Source organism: Streptomyces sp. MB09-01 (genome assembly GCF_033794505.1).
Lineage (GTDB): Bacteria > Actinomycetota > Actinomycetes > Streptomycetales > Streptomycetaceae > Streptomyces.
Window position 1 is genome coordinate 1 of the sequence record NZ_JARAYQ010000309.1, and the last position, 8,600, is coordinate 8,600.

At 70.5% G+C, this 8,600-nt stretch carries 5 protein-coding genes and 2 pseudogenes; 2 read left to right on the top strand and 5 right to left on the bottom strand.

Translation table 11 applies throughout. The features are described 5' to 3' along the window. Positions 1-661: 661 nt before the first annotated feature. The 5 genes and pseudogenes from PV721_RS44175 to PV721_RS37880 form a co-directional block, all read right to left on the bottom strand. Positions 662-1,069, bottom strand: a complete 408-nt coding sequence (locus tag PV721_RS44175) for a phosphotyrosine protein phosphatase (protein ID WP_416371265.1) — start codon at positions 1,067-1,069, stop codon at positions 662-664. 523 nt (positions 1,070-1,592) lie between these two features. Beyond that, a complete protein-coding gene (locus PV721_RS37865; RefSeq protein ID WP_319732553.1) occupies positions 1,593-2,228 on the bottom strand; it encodes a TetR family transcriptional regulator in 636 nt (211 codons plus the stop codon). A 113-nt stretch (positions 2,229-2,341) separates the two neighbouring features. Then, a complete protein-coding gene (locus tag PV721_RS37870; RefSeq protein WP_319732555.1) occupies positions 2,342-3,958 on the bottom strand; it encodes a right-handed parallel beta-helix repeat-containing protein in 1,617 nt (538 codons plus the stop codon). Positions 3,959-5,036: 1,078 nt separating this feature from the next. Further along, positions 5,037-5,524, bottom strand: a pseudogene (locus PV721_RS37875) (GNAT family N-acetyltransferase). Between the two features lie 2 nt (positions 5,525-5,526). After that, a complete protein-coding gene (locus PV721_RS37880) occupies positions 5,527-5,892 on the bottom strand; it encodes a metalloregulator ArsR/SmtB family transcription factor (protein ID WP_319732557.1) in 366 nt (121 codons plus the stop codon). A gap of 114 nt (positions 5,893-6,006) precedes the next feature. On the opposite strand from PV721_RS37880, the gene PV721_RS37885 reads away from it, so the two are divergent. After that, on the top strand, positions 6,007-7,374 hold the full coding sequence (locus PV721_RS37885) for an NAD(P)-binding domain-containing protein (RefSeq protein ID WP_319732559.1): 1,368 nt from the start codon (positions 6,007-6,009) through the stop codon (positions 7,372-7,374). 5 nt (positions 7,375-7,379) lie between these two features. Then, positions 7,380-8,599: pseudogene (locus tag PV721_RS37890) on the top strand (MFS transporter). Position 8,600 lies beyond the last annotated feature (1 nt).

Consider the following 8,600-nt stretch of genomic DNA (forward strand, 5'->3'; position numbering starts at 1 on the left):
CCCCCCTCCCCCTGGGAATGTGATGTCCCCCGTCCTGGCTACCGGCACCCCGGTGCACCGCGGAAGCATCGGCCCCTGGGTTCGCTCGCGCGCCCCCGACCGAGCGGCACGGAGCGACAGGGTACGCCCGCACCTAGACCGCCCGGCAGGAGCTGGCGAGCCAGCTCCTGCCGGGCGGTCTAGGTGCGGGCGTACCCGATCCGTACCGGCCGCTCGGTGCGGGGCGCGGGCACGATCGCGAGTGCGGCTGCTTCCGCGCGTCGCCGGGGAGCCGGTCGGCGTGGACGGGGATCTCCAGTTCCTCGCGGGATGCGGGGACGAGGACGCAGCGCGGGGTGTGGTACTTCGCGGCGGTCTTCCCGCCACGGTTACGGAAGGCGCTGCCGGCGGGCGCGTCAGAGTTCGGGCAGTCGTGAGATTCTACCGCCTATGCCGCCTGATCCGGCGTCAAATCCATGCGGGCAAGACTCTCGGAAGCGCCTCGTACAACGTGCGGGTTTCAAGAGGGCTCTTGCGACGACCTGCGGAAACATGATCACTCCGTGGGCTCTCGCAGAACTCTCACGGATGGTCATTCGTGAGAACGGCGAGGGGGCGCGCGCCGGTGGCCGCTCGGGGAGGCCGGGAATGCCCGCGGCCTCCCCGAGCGTGCGCACTTCGCTCAGGCCGTGGGCTCCGGGGTGATCTCAGCGATCAGGTCCTCGACGAGCCTCTTGATCTCGTGGCGGATCGGGCGGACGGCCTCCACGCCCTGGCCCGCAGGGTCTTCAAGCTTCCAGTCGAGGTAGCGCTTGCCCGGGAAGACGGGGCAGGTGTCGCCGCAGCCCATGGTGATGCACACGTCCGAGGTCCTGACCGCGCCGATCGTGAGGATCTTCGGCGTCCGGGCGGACATGTCGATGGCGACCTCGCCGGTACGGCCCAGCTGACCTGGGTCACCCAGCGCCCGCCCCGCTACCTCGCCGACGACATCGACGGCCGGGCCCCTGTTCGACGCGGCCACCGCCCGCCGCCGAGCCCTTGACGAAGGCCGCAGCGACACCGGCGGCGTCGCCTCCCTCGGCGACATCGTCGCCGTACCCTCGGTCCGCGCCGCCCGCGACGCCGCCCGGCAGATCGCCGAACTCCTGCGCTGACGAACCGAGATGACAAGGGGTGTGCCGTGGCGGTCGACGATGAGGTGGTGCTTGCTGCCGGGGCGGGCGCGGTCGACCGGCGAAGGTCCGGTGTGAGCCTCCTTTGAGGGCTCTGATGTGCGAGGTGTCGATCGCCGCGTCATCCATGTCCAGCCACCCTGCCGCCCGTAGTTCCGCCAGGAGGACCTCGTACAGACGGGGCCACACCCCTGCTCGGTCCAGTCCCGAAGGCGCCGTCAGGCCGTCACACCACTGCAACCGACCCGCTCGACGGGAACATCACGCCAGCTCACTCTCTTGCACAGCACGTAAACGATGGCCCTCGACGCCGCATGATCGTCCACCGGCCGACGTCCCGGAGGGCATCAGGCACGACATCAGCAGACCCGCCCCCGTTCCTGCCGACGCCACACCCAACTGCCAAGCCCCTCAACGAATCTCATTCTGAAACCATGGTCACTGCAGTAGTTTCAGGGCCGCGGTCGCCAGTCGTTGAGCGGTCAGGTGCTGGTCGTCGGCCGGCAGGATGAGATGGCTGATGGTCATGCGGACGATGACGTCCGAGGCCAGCTCCACCGACTCTGTTCGCTGTTGTGGGTAGCGCGTGGCCAGCCAGCCCTGGACGAGGATTTGGCCGGCATCGAAGATGGGATCCGCTCGGGCGGTGAGGTAGGGCAGGAGGCTGTCGGAGCCCTTTCGGGCAGCCGTGATGACGGCCCTTATGAGGGGCTGATTGTCGGCCTCCTGAAGTACGTGCAGGATGGCCATCCGCAGGCAGTCATGGGAGTCGGGCACGCCGGGATAGAGGGCATCGGTCACCCCCGTCAGAAACTGTCGGGTTTCGAGGACCACCAGCGCACGGCCCAGGCCGGCACGGTTGCCGAACTCCTTGTACACGGAAGGGCGCGACACTTCGGCCCGGGCCGCGACGGCCGACAGGCTGACCTGGTCCCAGCCGGCTTCGCACGTGAGGTCGCGAGCGGCGTCCAACACGCGCTGCCTCATCTGTTTGCGCCAGGCAACGCGCGGGGGGTCCGGTACCGGCCCACCGGTGAGTGTCGCCGCTTCGATCCGGTGCATTGCCGCCGCCATCCCTTGATCTTCGCAGGGAATCCCGGTTTTCAGACCGGGCGGGCGCACGGGGGTGCCGACCCCGGGGGAAGGGTCGGCACCACGTCTTGGCCACCCGGAGTGATCCGGTGGGATCAGGAACGCTTGCGCCGTGCTACGAAGAGGAGGCCGCCGCCGAGGGCGAGGACCACCGCCGCGATGCCGAGCGGGAGCACCGGGCTGAAGCCGCCCGTCTCTGCGAGCGGACCGCTTGCGCTGTGCGGCTTCAGGCCGGAGCCGCCATCGGTGCCGTCGCCGGCTTGCACGCCCGGTGAGCCGGCGGGGTCACTTCCGGCGGACTGGCCGCTCCCGGCGGTGGCGTCACCTTGCCGGCCGGGGGAGGTGACGCCGGAGGCATTTCCCGCGACACCGCTGCTCTTGGCGCCGAAGCCGTAGGCGCCCCGGTCGGGCGCCCCGCCAGGCCGGCGGGCTCCGGTGAAGTCGGTGGTGACGGCGGCGAACGGCGCACCCGAGCCGGCGGCGGGGGAGCCCTCGCTCAGCCGGAAGTCCGCTTCCGCTCCGGTGCCCGCCCTGACGAACTTCGGATCGGCGATGACATCGTTCGGGCCCTTGACCTCGGGGGCCTTACCGCCGAAGTAGATGTTGTAGTCGTAGGTCACATCCACATTCCGGGACTTGCTGTTCGTCGCTTGCCCCGGCCGGCCGTACGCGATGTTGTTGAGCAGCCGCACGTCGGTACTGTCATGCGCGAAGATGTTGGCATAGCTATCCATGCGGGTGCTGCGCCCGTTCGCGTAGGCCGTGTTGTGGACGATGTCGACGTGCTGGCTCCTGTAGGAGTGGATGCCGGAGCCGCCGTTGTCGTACGCGAGGTTGTTGGCGACCAGCACGCGTCCGCTGTAGGCGGGGTGATCGGCGTCGCCCTTGAGGGTGTCGATGATGATGCCGTTGCCGTCCGAGTAGCAGCCGCACTTCTCCCATTTGATCTTGGTCTCGTTGTCGTGGACGCGATTGCCGGTGATGCGGATCTTGTACGTCCCGGCGTCGCCGCCACCCACGTCGCGCGGGGTGAGGACGGAGATGCCGCTGGTTGCGTACACCGCGTACCAGGAGGTCCCGAACACGTGGTTGCCGGAGATGGTCACGTGGTCGGAGTCGATGGCCGATATGCCGCCGCCGGCGCAACCGTGCACCTCGTTGCCGGTCACCTCGACGTGGTGCGACAGCGCACCCGTGGACCGGTCCTTTTCCACGGAGACGCAGTTGGTGTTGTAGGTGGGGTCGCCCTTCTTCGATTCCCGTTCGGCTCCGGCCAGGGTGAGGGCCGCGTTGTTGCCCTTGATCTCGAGGTTTTTGATGGAGATGTAGGAGGCGCCGTGGACGCTGATGCCGTTCCACGCCTTCACCGGGTGGATCACCGGATGGTGGCCGGGATGAGCGGTGAAGGTGATGGGGGCGCCGGGGAGGCCGGAGCGCTTGATGGTCAGCACGTTCGACCCCTCCGAACGCTCGGAGTAGGTGCCGTTCATGATCGAGACGGTGTCGCCCGGCCCGACGCTGTCCGCGGCCTTCTGGAGGGTCCGGAAGGGAGCTCCGGTGGACGTGCCCGAGTTGCTGTCGTTGCCGCTGGGGCTGACGAAGTACGTGCGGGCCGCGGCGTGTGCCGTACCGGCTCCCACGGTGGCGAGGCCGAGCGGGGCGGATGAGGCGAGCAGTGCTGTGGTCAGGGCGAGCGTGCGCGTGTGTTTCACTGTTGCCTGGTCTCCCAGTTTGTCCTGGCGAAGCGATGGGTGCCCTCCGTCGGTCGTAGCCGAAGCGCGAGGGGCGCGCGCAAAGGACGCATGTGGTCCGAATCGCGGCGCCGGGACGAGGAGCCCGGGCTGTGAACCCCGGGACGTTCCGCTCCCAAGTCCGCTGTGAGGGGGGTGAGTTGCGTGAGTGACAGTTCCAGACCCGAAAAATGAAAACAACCCCGGACTGGGTGTAAACGTTCTGACAGCACGTCATGCAGCTGTCCTCCGTATGGATGACGCTGTGGAGAGCGCAGGCCGCCCGGTGCCGCCGTGCGTCCGGCCGACAGAGGGACGACTTCGTGGCCATGGGCCCCGCCTCGTCCCGTCCGAGCACCTGCACCCGCTGGTGAGCGAGCGTCCTTGACCTGCGGATTCACCTATACACAAGCGAGGACGCGAGGCGGGACGCATCGCGAGACACAGGCACTGGCATCTTCCGGACCGCCCGCGCAGGGCGAAGGCTCGCCCGTCCGCTGGCCTCGCGGATCCCCCGCAGCGTGGCGCTGGCCGCTGAGGCGCAGACGCAAAACCGTGTCGGCGCAGGTCACTTCCAGAAGGCGCTGCACTTGCCGGGCGGCCGAGCGGCGGCGTGGGCTTTCCGGGCCGCGGGGAGCGTGTCGACCGTCGGCTGCGCACCGGCGCGTAACGGCGTAGCCCGGTAGCCGCCCCGCAGCTGCCCCAGGCTCCCGTCGGCAGCGACGGTACGAACGTCCACCGCATGATCCGCATCATGCTCGCTCCAGGACTCCCTGACCGAGCACAACCGCTTCACCGTGCTCTCCGACCTCGACAGGCTGCCCGCCGCGGCCCGGACCGAGGAATCACCGGCGCTCGGCGTCCTGCTCGCCCGCGCCACGATGGGCGACGGCCGTGGGACACCAGCACCGTGCGCGTCCACGGGGACCTCGAACTGCCCCCGGAGGACTTGCAGATCTACAGCGAGGTCTGGAACCAGACTTTCGACAAAGGCGACGCAATTGATCAGGACCGGGCCGAACGGCCTCCAGCACCGACCCGCAGGTGAGAGGAACAGACCTCACGTGACGCTGGCGCTGCGGCGCTCCAGCAGGACCACGTCCCGCCAGGCGCCGTGATGGCGGCCGATGCGCTCGCGCGTGCCGATGACCCGGAATCCGGCCCGCGCGTGGACGGCGAGGCTGGCGGCGTTCTCGGGGAAGATCCCGGACTGGATCGTCCAGATCCCCGCGGCCTCGGTCGACTCCACCAGCGCCGCCAGGAGCTGCCCGGCGACACCGCAGCCCCGGGCGCCGGGGTGGACGTAGACGGAGTGCTCGACAACGCCCGCGTACGCGCAACGGTCGGAGACCGGGTGGCGGCAACCCACCCGAGCACCTTGCCGTCGGTGTCGAGCGCGGCGAAGCGGTGCTCGCGTAGCCTCGCCGCGTCGAACTCAGCCCAGGTCGGGGCGGTGGTCTCGAGGGTGGCGTTGCCCTCGTCGATACCCGCCTGGTAGATCGCCAGGGCCTCGTCAGCGTGCCCGTCGGTCAGCGGCGTGATGGTGATGCTCACGCGGTGGCCGCGTGGGTGAGGAGCTGACCCATGGCCGCGAGGACGGTCGGTTCGACCCGGTAGTACACCCAGGTCCCGCGCCGTTCGGAGGAGAGCAGGCCCGCCTCCCGGAGCTTCTTCAGGTGGTGGGAGACGGTGGGCTGGGAGACGCCGACGTCGGAGATGTCGCACACGCACGCCTCACCGCCCTCGTGGGAGGCGACGGCGGAGAACAGGCGCAGGCGTACCGGGTCGCCGAGGGCCTTGAACATCAGGGCGGTCCGTTCGGCCTCCTCGGCCGTCAGTGGGCGCTCGGTCAGGGGTGGGCAGCACGGGGCCACGGCCTCCGGCTCCAGCAGCGGCAACACCTTCACAGTGGACATGCCCCCATCATCCTTTGAACTTCGACACATGTCTATGTTGACCGACGTCGATGTCGAGTGCATTCTTAAGGCGTCAGGACATCGACAGATGTCGAATCAATAGGGGAGTCCGTCGTGAACGCATCCACCGAAGCCCTGCCCGTCGCCGTGATCGGAGCGGGCCCCGCCGGCCTGGCGGCCGCAGCCCACCTCACCGGGCGCGGCATCAAGCCCCTGGTCCTGGAAGCCGGAGCGGCCGCCGCCGCCGCGGTACGCGAATGGGGTCACGTTCGGCTGTTCTCCACCTGGTCCGAGCTCGTGGACCCGGCCGCCGAGAAGCTTCTGGCTCCTACCGGCTGGACGGCACCCGAGGGCGCGACGTACCCCTCCGGCGCCGACTGGGCCGCCCTCTACCTCCAGCCCCTCGCCGACGTCCTCGGGGAAAGGGTCCGCTACGGCGCCACCGTCACCGGCGTCTCCCGCCTCGGCCGCGACCGGATCGTGGACGCCGACCGCGAGCAGCAGCCCTTCACCGTGCGCATCGCGAACGCGGACGGCACCGAGGAACGCATCCTGGCCTCCGCCGTCATCGACGCCTCCGGCACCTGGTCCACCCCGAGCCCCATCGGCGGCGACGGCCTGCCCGCCCTCGGCGAGAAGGCTGCTGGCGACCGGATCTCCTACCGCATCCCCGACCTCAAGAACCCGGCCACCCGGGCCCGGTACGCGGGCAAGCGCATTGCCGTCATCGGCTCGGGCGCCTCCGCCTTCACCGCGCTGGCCTACCTCGCCGACCTCGCCAAGGCCGAGGACGCCACCGGCACACATGCCACCTGGATCCTGCGCCGCGGTATCTCCGGCTCCACCTTCGGCGGCGGCAGCGCCGACCAGCTCCCCGCCCGCGGAGCCCTCGGCCTGGCCGCCAAGGCCGCCGTCGACAACGGCTACGCCGACGCCGTCACCGGCTTCCGCACCGACGCCATCCAGCGCGACAGCGACGGCCGCCTGATCCTGGTCGCCGAGGACGGCCGCCGCCTCGACGCGGTCGACGAGGTCATCGTCCTGACCGGCCTGCGCCCCGACCTGTCCTTCGTCTCCGAGCTGCGCCTGGGCCTGGACGAGCGCCTCCAGGCACCGGTCGAGCTCGCGCCGCTGATCGATCCGAACCAGCACTCGTGCGGCACCGTCTATCCGCACGGCGTGAACGAACTGTCCCACCCCGAACAGGGCGTCTACCTCGTCGGCATGAAGTCCTACGGCCGCGCGCCGACCTTCCTCGCCATGACCGGCTACGAGCAGGTCCGCTCCATCGCCGCCCACCTCGCCGGCGACCAGGAAGCCGCCGAACGCGTCGAACTCACCCTCCCCGAGACCGGAGTCTGCGGCGGCGCCGGCCTCTTCGACCAGCCCGCGGCCGCCGAAGAGACCAGCGGCGGCGGCTGCTGCGCGGCGCCCGCGACCCTCACCGTCGGCGCCCCCGCCCCCTCTTCCGGCGGCTGCTGAACACCATGCCGCACACCGAGGCCGGCGTGGCCGCGACCGGGACGGGGGTCCGGGCGCGGCCACGCGCCGCACTGCCCGCCCTGTGCGTCACCCAGATCACCAGCTGGGGCATCCTCTACTACGCCTTCCCCGTCCTGAACCCCGCCATCACCGCCGACACCGGCTGGAGCGCGGGCGCCACCACCGCCGCGTTCTCCGCCGCCCTCCTCGTCTCCGCCCTCACCGGCATCTACGTCGGCCGCGTCCTGGACCACCGCGGCCCCCGCCTCGTCATGACCGCCGGCTCCGTCCTCGGCGTGGTCAGCCTGCTCACCGTGGCCGCCGCCCCCACCTCGCCGTCTTCTCCGCAGGGTCTCTGCTGGCCGGAGCGGCGATGGCCGCCACCTTCTACCAGCCTGCCTTCGCCGCCCTCACCCGCTGGTGGGCCCCCGACCACATCCACGCCCTGACCATCGTCACCCTCGCAGGCGGCCTCGCCTCCACGCTCTACGCACCCCTGACCGCCGTCCTCGCCGACCACATGTCCTGGCGCGCCACCTACACCGCGCTCGCCGCGATCCTCGCCCTCGTTACGATCCCCGCCCACGCCCTCGCACTCAATGCCCCCTGGCCGCCCGCCGCCAAAAGCCCCGCCCATGCCACCGACGGCAGAGATTCCGTGGTGCGCAGCAGGGCGTTCGGGATGCTGGCCGCCACCTTCGCCCTCTCCGGGTTCGCGATGTACGCCGTCGTGATGGGACTCGTTCCCCTCCTGCTCGAACGTGGATACACCACCTCCCAAGCCGCCTGGGCCCTCGGACTCGGCGGCGCCGGACAGACTCTCGGCCGCACCCTCTACGCCGCCCTGGCCCGCCGCACCGGCGTGACCGCCCGAACCACCGCACTGGTCGGACTCGGCGGCCTCACCACCGCCGCTCTCGGGGTCATCGCAGGGCCCTACGCACTCTTGGTCGCACTCGCCGTGGTCGCGGGAACAATCCGCGGCAACCTCACCCTCCTCCAGGCCACTGCCGTCACCGACCGCTGGGGCACCACCCACTACGGCCGTCTCTCCGGGCTCCTTGCCGCACCAGCCCACACCGCGGCCGCCCTCGCCCCCTTCGCCGGCGCCGCCCTCGCCGCACCGCTCGGCGGCTACCCCGCCCTGTTCGTACTCCTTGCCGCTCTCTCCGCCGTGGCTGCCGTCACCAGCCTCGGAACCCGCCCGCCCCACCTGCCCACATGAC